The organism is Methanosarcina mazei S-6 (assembly GCF_000970205.1).
Taxonomy (GTDB): Archaea; Halobacteriota; Methanosarcinia; order Methanosarcinales; family Methanosarcinaceae; genus Methanosarcina; species Methanosarcina mazei.
The window spans coordinates 1494676-1511561 of the sequence record NZ_CP009512.1; the positions used below are offsets into that span (position 1 = coordinate 1494676).

The 16886-nt window shown below is 41.1% G+C and carries 15 protein-coding genes; 11 read left to right on the plus strand and 4 right to left on the minus strand.

The window, feature by feature from the left end:
• Positions 1-159 precede the first annotated feature (159 nt).
• Positions 160-540 (plus strand): tetratricopeptide repeat protein, encoded by a 381-nt coding sequence (locus MSMAS_RS19415; RefSeq protein WP_011032054.1) that lies wholly within the window; start codon positions 160-162, stop codon positions 538-540.
• 15 nt (positions 541-555) lie between these two features.
• Positions 556-1212, plus strand: coding sequence for a tetratricopeptide repeat protein (locus MSMAS_RS19420; protein ID WP_226987775.1), 657 nt, complete (start codon positions 556-558; stop codon positions 1210-1212).
• Between the two features lie 43 nt (positions 1213-1255).
• Here the strand turns inward: MSMAS_RS19420 and MSMAS_RS06560 are convergent, their stop codons facing one another.
• Positions 1256-1957, minus strand: coding sequence for a DUF434 domain-containing protein (locus tag MSMAS_RS06560; RefSeq protein WP_080503010.1), 702 nt, complete (start codon positions 1955-1957; stop codon positions 1256-1258).
• Positions 1958-2178: 221 nt separating this feature from the next.
• Between MSMAS_RS06560 and ala the strand changes: the two genes are divergently transcribed.
• Positions 2179-3159 (plus strand): alanine dehydrogenase, encoded by a 981-nt coding sequence (gene ala / locus MSMAS_RS06565; protein ID WP_048040187.1) that lies wholly within the window; start codon positions 2179-2181, stop codon positions 3157-3159.
• A gap of 72 nt (positions 3160-3231) precedes the next feature.
• Here ala and MSMAS_RS06570 read toward each other — a convergent pair whose 3' ends face one another.
• Together MSMAS_RS06570 and MSMAS_RS06575 are read right to left on the minus strand one after the other, a co-directional pair.
• On the minus strand, positions 3232-4500 hold the full coding sequence (locus MSMAS_RS06570) for an IS110 family RNA-guided transposase (protein ID WP_011032050.1): 1269 nt from the start codon (positions 4498-4500) through the stop codon (positions 3232-3234).
• Positions 4501-5069: 569 nt separating this feature from the next.
• Positions 5070-5801: a hypothetical protein gene (locus MSMAS_RS06575; RefSeq protein ID WP_137726770.1), complete on the minus strand. Its 732-nt coding sequence runs from the start codon at positions 5799-5801 to the stop codon at positions 5070-5072.
• A gap of 640 nt (positions 5802-6441) precedes the next feature.
• Here MSMAS_RS06575 and MSMAS_RS19425 point away from each other — a divergent pair.
• Positions 6442-6636 carry an erythromycin esterase family protein gene (locus tag MSMAS_RS19425; RefSeq protein WP_052273681.1) on the plus strand — a complete coding sequence of 65 codons (195 nt, stop codon included), beginning with the start codon at positions 6442-6444 and terminating at the stop codon, positions 6634-6636.
• The gene (locus MSMAS_RS19430) at positions 6602-6850 is read left to right on the plus strand and encodes a hypothetical protein (RefSeq protein ID WP_226987659.1); all 249 of its coding nucleotides are present in this window, start codon (positions 6602-6604) and stop codon (positions 6848-6850) included. Before MSMAS_RS19425 ends, MSMAS_RS19430 begins: the two co-directional genes overlap by 35 nt.
• 336 nt (positions 6851-7186) lie before the next feature.
• On the opposite strand, the gene MSMAS_RS06585 is transcribed toward MSMAS_RS19430, so the two are convergent.
• Positions 7187-8644, minus strand: a complete 1458-nt coding sequence (locus tag MSMAS_RS06585; RefSeq protein WP_048045984.1) for a cobyric acid synthase — start codon at positions 8642-8644, stop codon at positions 7187-7189.
• Positions 8645-9247: 603 nt separating this feature from the next.
• On the opposite strand from MSMAS_RS06585, the gene MSMAS_RS06590 reads away from it, so the two are divergent.
• The 6 genes from MSMAS_RS06590 to MSMAS_RS06615 all read left to right on the plus strand — a co-directional run bounded on the left by MSMAS_RS06590 (position 9248) and on the right by MSMAS_RS06615 (position 16886).
• Entirely contained in the window at positions 9248-10396 is a 1149-nt protein-coding gene (locus tag MSMAS_RS06590) for a hypothetical protein (protein ID WP_011032046.1), read from the plus strand.
• A gap of 58 nt (positions 10397-10454) precedes the next feature.
• Positions 10455-11624 carry an ABC transporter permease gene (locus MSMAS_RS06595; protein ID WP_048043085.1) on the plus strand — a complete coding sequence of 390 codons (1170 nt, stop codon included), beginning with the start codon at positions 10455-10457 and terminating at the stop codon, positions 11622-11624.
• Positions 11625-12689: 1065 nt separating this feature from the next.
• Complete coding sequence (locus MSMAS_RS06600; RefSeq protein WP_015410855.1) at positions 12690-12911, plus strand: hypothetical protein; 222 nt, start codon at positions 12690-12692, stop codon at positions 12909-12911.
• Between the two features lie 641 nt (positions 12912-13552).
• Positions 13553-13759, plus strand: coding sequence for a hypothetical protein (locus MSMAS_RS06605; RefSeq protein ID WP_011032043.1), 207 nt, complete (start codon positions 13553-13555; stop codon positions 13757-13759).
• A 372-nt stretch (positions 13760-14131) separates the two neighbouring features.
• On the plus strand, positions 14132-15007 hold the full coding sequence (locus tag MSMAS_RS06610; RefSeq protein WP_011032042.1) for a DMT family transporter: 876 nt from the start codon (positions 14132-14134) through the stop codon (positions 15005-15007).
• A gap of 358 nt (positions 15008-15365) precedes the next feature.
• Positions 15366-16886, plus strand: a complete 1521-nt coding sequence (locus MSMAS_RS06615; RefSeq protein WP_193334224.1) for an AMP phosphorylase — start codon at positions 15366-15368, stop codon at positions 16884-16886.

A 16886-nucleotide genomic window follows, 5' to 3' on the forward strand; every position in this document is an offset into this window, starting at 1 on the left:
CTGTTCTATTCTTTAATTTTTATTTTTTCGGTTTGCTCTGATACCTTGTATTTTGAAATCCATCTTTTCCAATTTATTGTATCCATTTAATATAACTAATTATTTATAGTCTGCCAAATAAATTGAATCTGGTCATAAATTTTAGGAGGTTTTTTGAGCATGGAAATGGATGCCGTAGACAAGCTGGTTTTTCATGTAATCGAGAAGGTCTCTGAAGATGAATGTGATCTCGATAAGGCAACTGAGTCTGTCATTTCTTTTTCACATGAGAATTTGCTTTCACCTGAGACCCTGCTGAAACTCTCCTTTATTTTCGGCAATGATAAGATGTTCCGGGAAGAATATGTAGTCTCAAGGGCTTCTGCTTCTCTTTTCTCAGGTAAAATGCGGGAAGAAGCCCATATGGTGGCAGGAAAAACGGCTTCTTTACTGGGGCTTATGGAATCCGCTGCCAGGGAATTCAAAGAAATTCTTGAAGAAAATCCGGGAAATATAGAAGCCCTCTGCGGATATGGATCTATGCTTGCCGGGGCAGGGTAGCTGGACGGAGCACGGATTCAGTATGAAAAAGCTCTTGAGTTCAATCCTGACCATGTGGAAACCCTTTGCAGTTATGGCTGCGTGCTTTACAGGCTCAGCCAGCTGGATAAAGCCGAAGAAGTATATAGAAGAGCCCTTCTTCTTGACCCCGATCATGTCGAATCGCACTGCGGGTATGGAATTTTGCTCAACAGGCGCGGACAGAAAACCGAAGCAGGCCTCCATTATGCACGTGCTCTTGAAATCGACCCGGAGCACGTTGAATCAAATTTCCGCTATGCACGTCTGCTTGAGGAAAAAGGGGAGCCAATTGAGGCCGAAACTTATTACATAGTAGCTCTCAAAGCAGACCCCGAAAGCTCTAAACTCCACCTTTATTATGCCCGCCTGCTTGCACAACACGGACTCATCCATGGGGCAAGAGTGCACTTCAGGTATGCGCTTAAAATTAGCCCTGAAGACGTTGAAGCTCACTGCGAATATGCAAGGCTGCTTGCCAGGTTCGGGCACAGGCATGAAGCTGAAGTTCAGTACAAAAAAGCCCTTGAACTCAACCCCGGGCATTTTGGGAGCCTTTCCGGTTATGGAGATCTGCTTAAAGAAAAGGGGCAGTACACCGAAGCTGAAAAAATTTACAGGCAGGCAGAATGTTTCAGACAGGACGCCTGGTAATAAATTAATAATCCCTGTCCGCTCAGGCTGGCAAAGCCAGGATTCAGTAAAGCCGTAGAGGCTCAATTCCTTTTTTTTCCATAAGGCAGGCAGGGATATCAAGTACCTGCCGAACTGAATCGATTATAATTCCATCTGAAGTCGCAATGATAAGGTTTTTTTCTGAATTTCCTCCTTCTCTTTTCAGGTCAAAATCCGCAGTTTTTGATGTGTATGCGTCTCCCAAAATCCCGTAATTTTCAATTTTGCGGCGGATGAAACCTGCAAGTTCTCCACTCCGGCTAATCTGTGAATCAAGAAGGAAGCTTACTGACTTCAGGCTGGCTTCTGATAAAAATTCAAGGACTGAGTCAAGGGCTTCCTCGAGATCTTCAGCCTGGTTTTTTTTGCCGAAATAATAGCGTGTGTCCCTGATATATCCGTCGTCGCAGAACCACATGGGTTCGTTTTTGAGGAGGCTGTCGACACTCAGCAGGACATTGTACCCATCAAGCAGAAGGTCTCTGTTATTTATGCTATCACAGGCTATTTTCTTCCTGATCCTCGAGACTACTTTTTCCGGGGAAACAATTACTCTGCTGAGAATGTGCCGCTCCTCTGCGCTTAGCCTGGAATGCTCAGCTACAAAACGGATAGTTGCGAATTTAGGATAGCCCCAGCGCAGGATACTCCGGATATCTCTGGCAGGCTTCAACAATTTTTCTTTCGGGTCTGACCCGGGAAAAGAGGCAGTACTCTCTTGCATAATTCTCATTTCACGAAGGAAGTTCTTTAAATGAGTGAAGATATGTTATATATACATATTTGCACAAATAAAAATAGCAATCTTGCTACCCGACAGTTAATTTGCCTGTTTATCTGTCGGTTTCTATTCCGGTTTATTCAATTTAAGTCTGGTTTTCAACCGGAAGCCAGCTTATATTCAGAATGTGAGGTATCTTTATGGCTCCGATTGAGGGTTGTAATATGGAAGTTTTGTGGCTGGCTCAGGAAGAAGTAAAAAGTGTTATGGACATGCATTCCGATATGCAGGTAGTTGAAAGGGCTTTCAGGCAGCACGGGCTTGGCAAGGTGCAGATGCCGCCTAAGTCCTATCTTTACTATACTGCTTACAACGGCGACCTGCGTACAATGCCTGCATACCTTGAAGAAGAGGACATTACCGGCGTAAAGATTGTAAATGTCCACCCCGGAAACCCCACGCGCAACCTGCCCACAGTAATGGCGCTGATCATTCTTATTTCCCCTGAGACCGGAGCCCCTGTAGCGATCATGGACGGGACCTACCTGACAGATATCAGGACAGGTGCAGCCGGTGGAATTGCCGCAAAATACCTTGCAAGGAAAGACTCGAAAGTAATCGGGCTTGTAGGCGCAGGAAACCAGGCAAGGACCCAGCTTGAATCTCTTTGTGAGGTTTTTGAGCCTGAATCTGTCAGGATTACCTCCAGGACAAAGGAAAGCTGTGAACAGTTTATCCGGGATATGGCAGATATCGTGCCCTGCGAAATTCATTATGAAGAAAGCATTGAAAAGGTCTGTGACTGTGATATCCTTGTCACAACAACCCCTTCCAGAAAACCAATTGTAAAAGCCAGCTGGATCAAAGAAGGCACTCATATAAATGCAATAGGCGCAGATGCAGTAGGAAAAGAAGAACTTGACCCCGAAATTCTCCTCCGTGCCAAGGTTATTGTCGACGACATGATCCAGGCTCTCCATTCCGGAGAAGTGAACGTCCCCCTATCCAAACACTATATCTCGGAAAATGATATCCATGCCCAGCTCGGAGAAGTGATGGTCGGTCTCAAGCCCGGAAGGACCAGTGAGGAAGAGATTACGATATTTGATTCCACAGGGCTTGCAATCCAGGATGTAGCAACCGCACACCTGGTCTATGAAAGGGCTGTCCGTGAAGGGCTTGGCAGACAGGTCCGCATGTTCTGATGGTTGTTTAGACCTCTTTACAATTGTTTAGCCCTCTTTACTTGGCATGAAAGTCCATGATGAGAAAACTCATCACGTACTCTCTCCTTCCTTTTTTCCCATAATTGCGATAATTCCACTAATTATTGTTATCCTTTCATCAACCGAGAATATCTCTGCCTCAACAATCTTTCTCTTTTTAACTTCTCCCTTTTGGTATCCTGTTTCATCTTCGTACATCTCATCGTTTGTGATCAAATGCCATATTATTGTTGCAATTTTCCTTGCTAAGGCAATAATTGCCTTAGCATATCCAATTGTCTTCTTTTTCCTGTTAAAAAACTCCTTTAATCTGCTATTTTTCTTTCTTGCTGCTGCTTGAGCAATCTGAGTTAGAATCCACCTTGCTACTTTTGATCCTCTCTTAGTGATTCTTCCGTTATGGTATTTATCTGCAGATTGATACACATTAGGAACTATTCCAAGCCATGAAGCAAGTTTATCTCCCGTTGGAAAATCCCTGAAATCTCCTATTTCAGCAATTAGAGTTGCCGCACCAAGCTCCCCAATACCTGGAACTGACATCAAAATTTCCATTTCCCTTTTATGCTTTTGATAAGCATAATTGAAAATTTCTCTTTCAAGAACTTCAATTTCTTCATCTAAATGTTTTATAAGATTCAGACATATCTGAAGCCTTATTGCAGCACTCTGTGATATTTCTCTATCCAGAATTTCCCTTATCTGAACACTCTTTTTCCGAACATTTGGAGAAAGCGACTCTATAATTTGATCAATATTTTTACCTGAAGAGATTCCTGCTAGAATTGCTCTACCATTTTTTCCAAAAATGTCAGTCAGAACATCACCCAGATGTAACATTTCGGAGGAAAGAATTGCATGAGTTTCATTTTTAATGTCCGTTCTTTTTCTTACAAGAGTTAGGCGAAGCCTGACGTATGACCTGAATTCTCTATGTTTCTTCGGAAAAACTCTTGATGGTTGAACCATCTTATTCAATGCAAGTTTTGCAATTACTTCGGAATCTATTTTATCTGTTTTTTTATGTGTAAATGCTTTCATATCTCGAGCATTTCCAACTATAACAGGCAAATGATCTATCAATGCCTCATAAATCGGAACCCAGAAATCACTTGTTGATTCACAGGCAACAACATCACATGATTCACAGGCAACAACATCACATTTTTCAGAGGTTACCAAATTTTTAAGATCTAAAATCCCATCATCATCTCTGGCAAAACGATGTTGTTGTTTTTCACCGGATCTACTGAGGATAGTAGCAATAACAAAACGTTTGTGAATGTCTAAACCACAAGATTTGTTTATTTCTCCGTCCAATTTACATTACTCCATCATTTCCAGGACAGTAGAATTGCTTCAAAGGCAATTTGGCATCCGTGATCAAGGTCACATCTGGGCCTTCGATGGCAATTCAATGGTTAGTTTTTTGACGGCTTCGGAGAACCAAAGTAAAAACAACCTTCCTGTCCAAAGGTAATGATGGAGTTCTATTATCAAAAAAGCTAAGTGAAAAGGATTTTCATTTTTTGGGCATGTTATTCCAAGAATATCATGTGTGTTTTTTATTTTTCTGGAAGTTTCCGATCTATTTTTTCTATTTCCGGATTCCGAAAGTGGATGTTCCAGTTTTCTTATTCAGAATCCCTGAAGACAGGGTTCTGTCCGAGATTCGGGTTAAAAATAGAGTTCAAACTTACGAAATTACAGGGAATTCTGTATCGGATATAGATAAATACAGATAATAATGCTAGTTGATGAAGAATACAAAAGACAGTTCGGCATCAGTATTTTCTTTCTATAGAACTGCCTTTTTATTCTTCCTTTCCAGATCTAAAACAGAATAAAAATATTTCTTGAATGAAATCAGGAGGCTAATTTAAATCTTTTTACTTCCTTTTTGTTTTACTTTCTTTTTCTTCAGGTCCTTTCTTTTTTTCAGGATTCAGGGTTAATTCTTGTTCCATACTTCCCACGGTAATTATATAATCGCCTGCGGGAAGCGAATCAGTATCATAGTTGAATTTGAAATTTCCTTTTTCGTCAGCTTGTGCAGCTTCGTAACAGGTCTCGAATGTGAGTTTTACCTGTCCATTTTTTGCCTGTCCGGTATTCGAATTACTTTTACACATGTTTTTATTAGACTCTTCTTTTTTGCTTACAATATCTCCGTCGATTTTCACGAAATAACTCATCCAGGGGGGTATGTTTGATTGAGATAGTGAGGCTTCGCCTTCCAGGGCATTTGAGTGTCTCGTAAACCACCTGAATTTCTTAACTCTTACGTTTATGTCTCTGACCTTAACGCCGTCTTCTCCGGTGGCATTTACTTTGAAGGAGCTTTCACCTCCTGATATTGTTTTTGGAATGAACAGCTTATTTATCTGATATTTGTAACCTTTACCTGAAACAGGGACCATTTCTTCATGTAAAATAGTTACTTCAATTATTTCATTATTGGATGCCTCTCCTGAAATTGTAATTTCATCCCCTACACAGGGGCAGGCAGGAGATAATTCCCAGTGAGTAACATCAGCAGATGCGGGTAATATCAGGATTCCCGCGGCAGCACAAAACAGCATTACTATAAAAAGGGATTTTCTCTGAAACTCATATCTCAAAATGAATCCTCCTTGAATGCCTGCCTGATTTTTCATGCAGACCTGAGAAGTGATTTTTATAAATGAAATTCTCTTCAATTATCTTTGAAAAGCATTTTTTAACTAATGTTACTTTATTAGTTTTAAAATTTTTGCTTAAACTTCTCTCTCAGTAACACTATATAAATTTTTATACTATTTTTCTTTTTGAATTTGTGTTACCCGGGTAAAAGAAGGAAAAAATATTATAAGTGTTATTTCAAAAATCGGCATCATTTAAACATCTGCTGTTTATCCCTTAATGATTTTGCATATCGGTAATTTCCGAAAAATAACCAAGGCGTTTTTAAGAGAAATAAAAATGTTGAACTGGCTCATTAATATAATTAACAGTTTTTCATACTGCAAACTTTTACTTTTAAAGCCTGAATTTAGTGATCTTATATAAGTAAAATAAGTAAAACAAGTTCATAAGAGATAAAATACTCAGTATCAAAATATATATTGATGCATCTGTGGCGCGTCAGTTATTGAACTATCATGCCGCACTGGCGAGAAAGCTGGAGCCAGAGAAAAGAATTTTTGAAGGACTTGGCATCCGGGACTCAATGATGGCGAATAATCTGGAGTATATAGTATCCCGTGAGCGTGCAGGGGAAAAGTGCTGGTTTTTGCCCACAATAACCATCTCCAGCGAGGAAAAACACAGTGGCAACTTGGAGCTGACCTGCTGGCATGGTGGTCGGTGGGATCTCACCTCAATGAGGTATTCGGTCCACGCTATGCAGTTATCGGCTCTGCAGTCGGCGTCTCGGATGCAAATGGCATCGGGCAACCTGGAGCCAGGTACTCTTGAAGCGCACCTTACTGCCGCGCCAGGACCAGTACGGTTTATTCCAACTAACAATGGCAGGAGGCTTCCAATCATGGCAACAACAGATTTTCCTGCCCGCTCGGGCAGCATGAACCCTACCTATTTTGCACTAACTCCTCGAAGCCTCACCGACTTCGACTGGCTTGCTGTCCTTGACTCAACCCAATACAGCCGGGGAGGACCGACGCTGAAATAAAATGACTTTAATCTTAGCAGCAATTTGATAGAATATAAAAGTTTTAAAGCGGCCCGGTTTTCAGGGGGGTTTATAAAAATCGGTGTTTATTCAGGTTTTTAAGATAAATAAACTGGTCTTATCAATCAGTCTTACTTTAATTAAGGAGAACAAATTCACAATGAATAAATAGATAGGATAGAAATTATTATACATTGAGCGGGTCCTGAGGAAAGTCAGCCTCTGCAAGCATTGTACTTTACCCTAGGTTCCATTTTTTATTCCAGCTATTCCCCATACTTCCGCAGAACCTGCTCAAAAACTGTTTTTTATGCTTTATTTCTCTGCGTGTCTGTTTCAGACTCCTGCGATCTCGAAGAGCTTTTCCATATCAATGTTCTGCTCAACCACATTTGCGAGCTCTTCGTAAGCATCGTTTTCGCTTATTGCCTCATCTGGTTCGTATTCCAGGCCCTTCTTCTCATAAAGATACCGGACAAGGGCATTTCTTATATTCCTGTTATCAAAAAGCCCGTGAAGGTATGTGCCGATTACGAAACCGTCCTCATCAATAGCTCCATCGTCTCCGAAAACGGTGCGGTTTGAATCCGTAACTCCCATATGGATCTCATAACCTTTTATCTCTTCACCATCTATGGGTCTCAGGATAGGGCCGTAACCATTGACTTTTTTTGTTACCTGGACAGTTCTCTTTTTATATTCTCCGAATCTGGTCCCTATGTCCAGAAGCCCCAGGCCTTCAAACTCGGCTTCGACTCCGTTCTCTACTCCGGAATCAAAGATAGTCCTGCCAAGCATCTGGTAACCGCCACAGATCCCGAAGATAGGGACTTTTCCTTTGAAAGCCTGAATTTTTTTGTCCATCCCGCTTGCCCTGAGGTCAAGAAGGTCATTAACAGTATTTTTCGTCCCAGGAATCATGATTGCATCAGGGTTTCCGAGTTCTTCGTTGATGTCCACATACCTAACTTTTACGAGCCCCTCAAGGGGTTCGAAGTCCGTAAAGTTTGAGATCCTTGGCAAGCGGATTACTGCAACCTCTATTTCTTTTTCTGCCTTTGAATCCTCTTTATCTCCGAGAGAGACCGAATCTTCGGAAGGGATGCGGAGCTTGAAATGAGGAAGGACCCCAAGCACAGGGATTCCGGTTTTATCCTCAAGCTGCTTGAGTCCGGGTCTCAGGATTTCTATGTCGCCCCTGAACTTGTTGATTATAAACCCTTTGACGTTTTTCCTTACATCTTCAGGCAGAAGGGCAATAGTGCCGTAAAGGCTTGCAAACACGCCTCCCCTTTCAATATCTCCTACAAGGATTATAGGAGCCTTTGTGAGCCTTGCAGTACCCACATTCACGATGTCCCTCTCATAAAGGTTGATTTCTGCAGCTCCCCCGGCTCCTTCCATAACAATAATGTCATGCTCTTTCCAGAGCCTTTCAAGGGCTCCTTTAAGCACTGCGTGCATCTCTTCAATGGAATCGTAATACTGGCCTGCACTTTTGTCAGCATAGGGCTCGCCCAGCAGGACTACCTGGGAAACGCAGTCCCCTTTTGGTTTCAGGAGAACAGGGTTCATATCTGCAGTGGGTTCAGTGCCTGCGGCTTTTGCCTGAATTGCCTGTGCAATCCCTATCTCCTTTCCGTCCTTTGTAATCCAGGAGTTCAGGCTCATATTCTGAGCCTTGAAAGGAGCAACCCTGTAGCTTCTGGACAGGATCCTGCATATGGCAGTTACGACTGAACTTTTTCCAACATGAGAGGCGGTTCCCAGGATCAATAGGCTTTTTTTCTCCATTTTTACCATACCTTCTGCGCAAACAGGCTTTTTATTATTCAAATACAAGTAATGGTTTTAACTGACAATTTATTAAAATCAAAGTAAGATTTTTGCTTCTGCAGATATAAATCAAGTAAACTTGTTTAAATTTAATAATTGTCATCTTATACTTCAACTAAAGAATAAATAGTTTCGGATTCATTGCAGCTTTTGTTTAGTTAATTTTAGAGAAATTTTGATTTTCTGCCTTTTTTCCTTTTCAATTTTTGTTTTCTTATATTTCTCCTTATCTTTGAGTTCAATTACATTTTATCACACATTTTTTACTATTTTACTATTCATTTACCATTTTACTATTCATTTACCATTTTACTATCCATTTACCATTTTACTATCCATTTACCATTTTACTATCCATTTACCATTTTACTATCCATTTACCATTTTTCCCGTACATTTTTTACCTTACTACGCTTTACTTCCTTACCTCTCTCACTTTTTTTGCTATAATTTTTCGATTTATCCGCAGCTTCCCGTATGAAAAAATGAATTTATCCGGCTACATTTCTTTTAAATAAGATCAAAACAATCTTTTTGTTATCGAATCGGGGAAAAAAGATCATGAAAGCCGTGCTTTTCTTACTTGTTTTACTTCTTCTTTCAGTAATTCCTGCTTCAGCAGCAGACTCTTCCAGGGTAGATGGAACAGGCTCAGCCCGCATAGACGAACTTTACAGCGATATAGAGTCCTTTGATGTGACATTTTATTCCTCTCAGGAGGAAGAGAACCTGACCCTTGAAATGTCTCTGGTGAAACCAGGTGTAAATGAAAAGGTCGTCAGTACACAGGAATTTTCAACTGGCAGTTTTCCTGCAAACACAAAAGTTACGAAAGCTGGCTTCTGGAATGTCAGGAATGCCGAACGAGGGGCTTATACTCTGAAAGCAAAGCTTCTGGATCAGGGGGAGGTGCTTTCGGAATCCGAATATAATTTTGTCTACGGAAGTAACTCGGCCTTAAGGCTTCAGGTAGATGATCTTGTCCCCAACTCCGAAGGGATTGCTGTTGTAATTTCCCCGAAGCAGGCTTCACTTTTTGATATTGAGTACATGCTTGTAGACGGGCATGATGTGGTATACAGGACAAAAACCGAAAAGGCATCCCTCACAAGTGTTCCGGAAACCTTTTCTGCTTCCTGGGGCACCCTTCTTGAAAACAATAAAGAGTACTCTGGTAGAGTAAAGATCAAGGTCTATTCCCCCAGTCGGGGATTTATAAGCTCAACCGAGAACTTCACCGCCAGGGATGATGCCGAAATTACTGATATTTATGAGGACGAGACCGGGGCAAGTGCAACTGTTTTTGGGCGTTCCCAGGTGCCTTTTGAAGGAAGCCTGGTTTTCACCGTTTATAAAGTGAAGGAAGGCTCAGGGCATAACAGTTCTGTGCTCGTAGAGTCTGCCCGTGAAAGAGTCCCAGTGCTTCTCACTGATGACGACGAGACAGTTGAAGTCGCCTGGAAAGAAAGGCTTACAGAAGGAGTCTACAGGCTTGAAATCGAACTCACAGGCAACGATGGGGACCTTATCGAACGCAGGGAAACCATTATTGAGTCTGACCTCCCTCCGGCAAATGCAAGTGAGGTAAGCCCTGACGCAGGGCGTGAAACTCCGGATGAAAATGAAGGTAATGGCATTCCGGGCTTTTCGTTTACTGCCGGAATTTTAGGTATTTTCATTGTTTTTGGCTTTATTAAAAAGCTGCATTAATCAAATACGGATAAATCTCAGTGAAAATTAGAATAAATCTCAAAAATCCGTGAATCTCATGAATTATGAACTCTTTATCGCCTTCAGGCAGATTCGGGCAAGAAAATTCCAGACTCTTCTTTCGGTAGGAGCTATAGCCATTGCTGTAATGGTACTTACGGTTTCCCAGGCACTAATGGTGGGTTTTACAGGAGAACTTTATAAAACTACCGTTGACAAACTCCCGCATGTCTCGGTCTCACCTCAGGAAGGCGAGGATTATATCTATCTTTACGGGACTCTCATGGAAAGGATCGGTACGATTGAGGGAGTCACCGCAGTTTCCCCTTTCCTTACAGGGCAGGCTTCTTTCAGGTTCAAGGACAATTCCCTGAACGCCGAGTTAAGGGGCGTGGTTCCTTCACAGGAAAATGAAATAAGCTCTATTGAAGAAGATATTGTTGAAGGCAGTTTCAGGGAACTGGAATTTTCAAGAAATACTGTTGTTATAGGCTCAAAACTGGCGGAAAAACTCGAAGTTAACCTTGGGGATTCCATAGCTGTGTCTTTTCCGAACGCAAATCCCCTCTCTCTCAGGGTTGTAGGGATTTTTCATACGAGATCTCCTCTGGATGAGTCTTTGACCTATACATCCCTTGATACTGCCCGGCGGTTCTATGATGTCCCCAATGTGGTTAACGGCGTCTGGGTACGGCTTTCTGATTTTAACAGGGACCGTGAAGTTGCAGAGGAGATCGAAGAACTCGGTTATAATGCGAGGGGATGGACAGAGACAAACCCTGCAATCCTACGCACGATTGCTATTGAAAGAACATCGAATAACGTTGTATACGGGCTTATTATTGTCATAGCTTCTTTTGGTGTGGTAAGCACCCTGAACCTTTCAGTAATAGGCGCGACAGGCCAGATAGGTATGCTCCGCGCTATGGGCGCCCCGGTTTCAAGTATTCAGAGAATTTTCATACTCCAGAGCGGGATTCTTGGCCTTCTGGGAGCTCTTGTAGGTACTTTTGCTGGGGTTCTCATATCCCTGGCAATAGGACAGTATGAGATTCCCTCAACGCAGGCAGATGTTTACGCTGGCATGTCCTTTATCCCTATTGTCGTGCGGGCTCAGGACATCCTTATTATAATTCTCGCAGTTTTCCTTCTGAACCTTATTACAGGAATTTATCCCGCCAGGCAGGCAGCGAAGCTGGACCCTGTGAAAGCTATAAGCACAAGGTAATCATGCTGAATATCTTATCATGCGAGCCCCAAAATACTCGATTTTATGCCGGATATTCCGAAGGTCTGATGTGTACGTTAATAGAAAATTAAACCGCAGGATTGAAGCTTAAAACTATATAGAAGTGTAAATAAGTAGTTAGGACAGATAAGTACAATAAATCCATGAGCATTTGGATAAAGTTATTAGAGGTAGAAATTCTCCTTTCAGGTAAATTCTCCTTTCAGGTAAATTCTCCTTTCAGGTAAATTCTCCTTTCAGGTAAATTCTTCGTTAAAGCAGCAGTTTTTCCCTGTTTTCCCTTTTATTCATCAAATCATTAGAAATAATTTATGATTGCAAAAAAATTAATGAGGCTCTTAAAATTATCTATCACATTAAACATTTCAACGAGAGCCAATACGTCACCAGGATTGAAATTTCAATTCCGGTAAATATATATCTTTTTTGACGAATGATTACTTACTTAGTAAGCGTAGCGAACAGAAACAAACAAGAACCTTGTGCAGGAATTCTCATCAACTGATCATTGCATGGGAATTCTCTTTTTTTATTTTTACAGCCTACCGGCTGAAATAACTTTTTTATAGCTGTAATCTGTTTTTTCAGACGTACTGTACTTTTTTTAAGGAAGCTCTTCCTGAATTTCAACGACTGTTCTTAATAACTTTAGCTTTTCAGAAGAATTTCGAAAACTTTATTTATGCTGATATTATATCTCTGTTCGCTAATTTGTAGCACAGACCGAACATTTGGGTGGGGGATTACCGACAGCTGATCACTGTCAAAAGGGAATTCCCTTTTTATTTTTCTTTTCCGAATACTATTTTTTAGCTTGCATTAACCTCTTTTTAAAAATTACTAATTTTTTTGATTTTTCTGCAGTTTTTAAATTTTATTGCATGGACGTTTTTCCAGAAATTTGATAAATTTTCTGTCTTCGTGAATATACAATTGCAGTTAAACTGCAGTTTGCGCAAAAAAATCTTTTATATAATTTCGGATATTACGGCTTCTGTCACCGGATACAAATATTTATATTCTTTGGTAGATAATTTTACTTTGATGGATGATAGCAAAGAATACCAGCTTTATCTTGAAGCCCTTGATGAAGAACGGTCTGCATGGTCCAGGAGGACTGCTATAAAGAGGCTCAGCGAATGCAAAACAGAAGAGTCTCTTTATTATCTTAACGAACTTGTTGTTGACAGGTATTTTCTGGTTCCGGATTGGCTTAAAAAGGTTGCAAGGGAATATTACGTATCTCTATGCCTCGAGTTCCTCTAATAGCTTAATTTTTAATAAACTACCCTTCAAACCTTTTTCTTTTAATAGCCGTACCCAGGTTTATATTCCAGAAGCTCAGGCTCCTTCAAAGGCGGATGATAAGCGACTTTCTATTTCAAAAGTCCATGCTCCTTCAAAAGCATACGACAGGCAACTTTCTATTTCAAAAGTGAATTCTTTTTAGTTCAGTTCAGCCAGGATTCAAAATCAAAAACTTTAAATTTATTTAGAACCAGAAAAAAGCGTATCTCTGCCAGATCTGGTATATACAAAGCACATAATTCTTAAGCAGCCCGATACTCCTGTAATATCCTGAGAATCGGTATGCTTAAGGCTGTGAAGGTACCCTTTACTAATATATTCTTATCTCTGGCTACTGTACTAAATTAAGAACCGCTTCTTTCCGCTAACTTATATAAAAGATACCTGATTCTTTGTTGAATTCGGGCTTTTATGATTAATGAGCTTATTGATTACTTATAAAGAGTAAGTTGGAAGCAGTAAGTTAAAAACTTATTTGAATGAATATCTGTTTAAAAGATAATTTGTTTAAAAGATGATTTGTTTAAATGATAATTTGTTTAAACGATAATTCGTTGTAACGATAATCTGCTGTAATTATCTCAGGAGGAACCATATTTATGCCTAAGGATACCGAAAAGACATTGGGAGTACCGGCAGCAATTCTGTTGCTTATTGGAGGAGTATTCACAGTTATTTTATTCTATTTTATGTTCCAATTTGCTGAACAGGAAAACCTTATTATGGTCATCTTAACTGCATTATTAATAGGCGTGGTTTCAATGATTGTAGCTAAAGTTCTGGGCCGCATATCCAGGATCAGATGACCGGGGTTAAGTGCACGCTTACTTTTATTAATTTCTTTTCCTCTCTTTTTTCTGCACCATTACCAGATCATAAATTTTATTGTTTAATCAGGAATTACTCTGAATTTTTTATCGGGCATCTTGGGCGTCTTATCAATGCTGATATTCCTGAAAGGTCAAGTCTGTAAAAAATACAATAAAAAATAATTCATTCTGAATTTTCTCTGGTTTGAGGAATAACTATTCAAATATGCTCTGCTTTCAGTTGAATATTCCATCTAAAATTCCGCTAAACAAAGATTTCAAATGAAATTCCGTTAAACAAGGTTTCAAATGAAAAAGAGTCTCTAAAAAAGGTATCTTAAACCGAAGATCTGGAGAAGAGGTTAAGGAATGCAAAAACGGGCATATTTACTTATTGCTGTGAGTGGTTCCCTTTGGGGTACAATAGGAATTTTTGTCCGGGAGCTCTACGGTTTAGGGTTTTCTACTCTTCAGATCGTAACCATGAGGGTGTTCTCAGCGGCTGTTATCATGCTGCTATACCTTCTTTTTACAAAACCGGAACTGCTGAAAATCAGATTCCGGGATTCTCTTTATTTTGTGGGGACAGGTATCCTCAGCATTGTTTTCTTTAACCTCTGTTATTTTATCACCATCAGAGAGACGTCTATAGCAATTGCAGTCACCCTCCTGTATACAGCCCCTGCATTTGTTGCAATACTTTCCAGGATTATTTTCAGGGAAAGCCTGGATGCAAAAAAACTTTTTTCTCTGGGCCTTACCCTCACAGGGTGTGCTTTTGTAACCGGCTACCTTCCTGAACTCGGAAATTCTCCCTCTATCACTCTGCCCTGGCTCCTTACAGGGCTGGGGGCAGGTTTCGGGTATGCCCTTTACAGTATTTTCGGAAAAGTTGCTCTTAAAAAGTACGATACTGTAACAATCACAGCCTACACTTTCTTTTTTGCCAGCCTTGCCCTCCTGCCTCTGGTTAGCTTTGAAACTTCAGGAGAGGCTTTCTCTACGGGAAGTTTCTGGACCTACCTTATAGGTCTTGGCTTCTTCCCCACTGTTCTTGCCTATTTGCTTTACACAAAAGGGCTTGAAGAAGTCGAATCTAGCAGGGCGGCTATAGTAGCGACAGTAGAGCCTGTAGTGGCTACCTTTGCAGGTTTCTTCTTTTTCAGGGAAATAGTGTCAGGCTGGCAACTGGCAGGGATACTCTTTGTACTTGCAGGTGTGGTGCTTATACAGGAGAGAAAATGAAAATTTCCTCAAATTTTCTCCCTAAACTCTAATTTTTAATCTTTTTTCACTGCATGCTTTCAGTTTTCTTTTTGCTTTCACAGAATCGCTTAGAATAATAACAAGGTTAATATGTCTGGTAAGTTCTGTATTTAGTCTGATATCTTATCTGATAATGTGAATATCATCTGATATCATACCTTACTTCCCATGTCCTTTACTCCATATGTGCTACGTTTGATCTTTTCCCGCCACATATTTTCAGATTTTCTGTTAGTTTTCGGCGCTGAAAAAGCCAGCAGAATATCTGGTCCGGGCGAAATAAATTACAATGACATAATCATAATTATATTGAGAATGAAAAGGATGGTGTTATTTGATGCAGTTGAAGCTGGAACATTATAATATAAAAATTGGACAGCACAAAGTGTTGCTGAATATTGTCGATGCGAAAGAACTGGGAGTCAACCCCGGAGATAGGGTCCGCATCCGGGGGCATCAAAGCCTTTCTGCCATTGTGGACACAACTGATGACATGGTTCCTCCGGGAACTCTTGGTGTCTTTACTGAAGTTTATGAACATTTCGAAGACTGGGATAAGCCGGTAGAAGTTGTCCCTTCTTTTCGCTCAAAATCCGCAGCCGTTATCAAAAAAATGCTGGACAAAAAGCCTGTTGTACAGGACGAGATCAAAATGCTTGTAAGCGATATCGTTGATGAAAACCTGAGCGATGTCGAGCTTTCTGCCTTTATAACAGCTTCATATATCCACGGGATGACCGATGACGAAGTCGAATGGCTGACAAGGGCAATGATAGATACAGGAGACACTATCGAATTCGATACGCACCCTATTATGGACAAGCACTCGATAGGTGGGGTTCCCGGAAACAAGATTTCTCTCCTTATTGTCCCCATAGTTGCCGCAAACGGGCTGCTCATCCCAAAGACCAGTTCAAGGGCTATCACGGGTGCAGGCGGGACTGCCGACCTTATGGAAGTGCTCTCTCCTGTTGAGTTCAGCTCGCAGGAAGTAAAGGAGATAACCGAAAAGGTAGGAGGAGCACTCGTCTGGGGCGGAGCTACAAATATTGCGCCTGCAGATGATAAGCTCATCAAAATTGAATATCCCCTGTCCATTGACCCTTATTACCAGATGCTTGCCTCAATCATGGCAAAAAAAGGAGCCATCGGGGCAGACAATGTGGTAATGGATATCCCTGTCGGGCCGGGCACGAAGGTCCCCACAGTTCAGGAAGGACAGAAACTGGCCAGAGACCTCATCAACCTCGGGCACAGACTTGGAATGAATGTTGAGTGCGCTATTACTTACGGTTCGTCTCCTATCGGGAGGAGAGTAGGACCTTCTCTGGAAGTAAAGGAAGCCATGAAAGTCCTTGAGAGCATGGAAGGTCCAAACAGCCTTATTGAAAAGAGCGCGGCTCTCGCAGGCATTCTTCTTGAAATGGGAGGGGCAGCTCCGAGAGATCAGGGAAAAGAGCTTGCACTTGAAACTCTCAGGAGTGGAAAAGCTCTCGAGAAAATGAAACAGATCATTGAAGCCCAGGGAGGAGACCCGAACATCAAGTCCGATGATATTCAGACAGGGCAGTACACTGCTGATATTTTTGCTTCTACGGACGGGTATGTTATGGAGTTCGACAACAAATGGATAATTGAGATTGCCAGGCTTGCAGGAGCTCCAAATGACAAGGGAGCTGGAGTTGCAATACACAAAAAGAGAGGAGAACAGGTTAAAAAAGGAGATCCGATTCTCACCATATATGCCGAAAAAGAGATCAAACTTGATAATGCACTGGCAACGGCACAGAGGACAAACCCGATAATAGTCGAAGGCATGCTTCTCAGAAGAATTCCTGGAACTTATGGGTTCCAGTAA

Excerpts from the sequence above, each read along its gene's own strand:
- MSMAS_RS06600 (WP_015410855.1), top strand. The coding sequence starts at position 12,690 with ATGGATGATAGCAAAGAATACCAGCTTTATCTTGAAGCCCTTGATGAA.
- MSMAS_RS06605 (WP_011032043.1), top strand. The coding sequence starts at position 13,553 with ATGCCTAAGGATACCGAAAAGACATTGGGAGTACCGGCAGCAATTCTG.
- MSMAS_RS06610 (WP_011032042.1), top strand. The coding sequence starts at position 14,132 with ATGCAAAAACGGGCATATTTACTTATTGCTGTGAGTGGTTCCCTTTGG.
- MSMAS_RS06590 (WP_011032046.1), top strand. The coding sequence starts at position 9,248 with ATGAAAGCCGTGCTTTTCTTACTTGTTTTACTTCTTCTTTCAGTAATT.
- MSMAS_RS06585 (WP_048045984.1), bottom strand. The coding sequence starts at position 8,644 with ATGGAGAAAAAAAGCCTATTGATCCTGGGAACCGCCTCTCATGTTGGA.
- MSMAS_RS06615 (WP_193334224.1), top strand. The coding sequence starts at position 15,366 with ATGCAGTTGAAGCTGGAACATTATAATATAAAAATTGGACAGCACAAA.
- MSMAS_RS19415 (WP_011032054.1), top strand. The coding sequence starts at position 160 with ATGGAAATGGATGCCGTAGACAAGCTGGTTTTTCATGTAATCGAGAAG.
- MSMAS_RS19430 (WP_226987659.1), top strand. The coding sequence starts at position 6,602 with ATGGCATCGGGCAACCTGGAGCCAGGTACTCTTGAAGCGCACCTTACT.
- MSMAS_RS06595 (WP_048043085.1), top strand. The coding sequence starts at position 10,455 with ATGAATTATGAACTCTTTATCGCCTTCAGGCAGATTCGGGCAAGAAAA.
- MSMAS_RS06560 (WP_080503010.1), bottom strand. The coding sequence starts at position 1,957 with ATGCAAGAGAGTACTGCCTCTTTTCCCGGGTCAGACCCGAAAGAAAAA.
- ala (WP_048040187.1), top strand. The coding sequence starts at position 2,179 with ATGGAAGTTTTGTGGCTGGCTCAGGAAGAAGTAAAAAGTGTTATGGAC.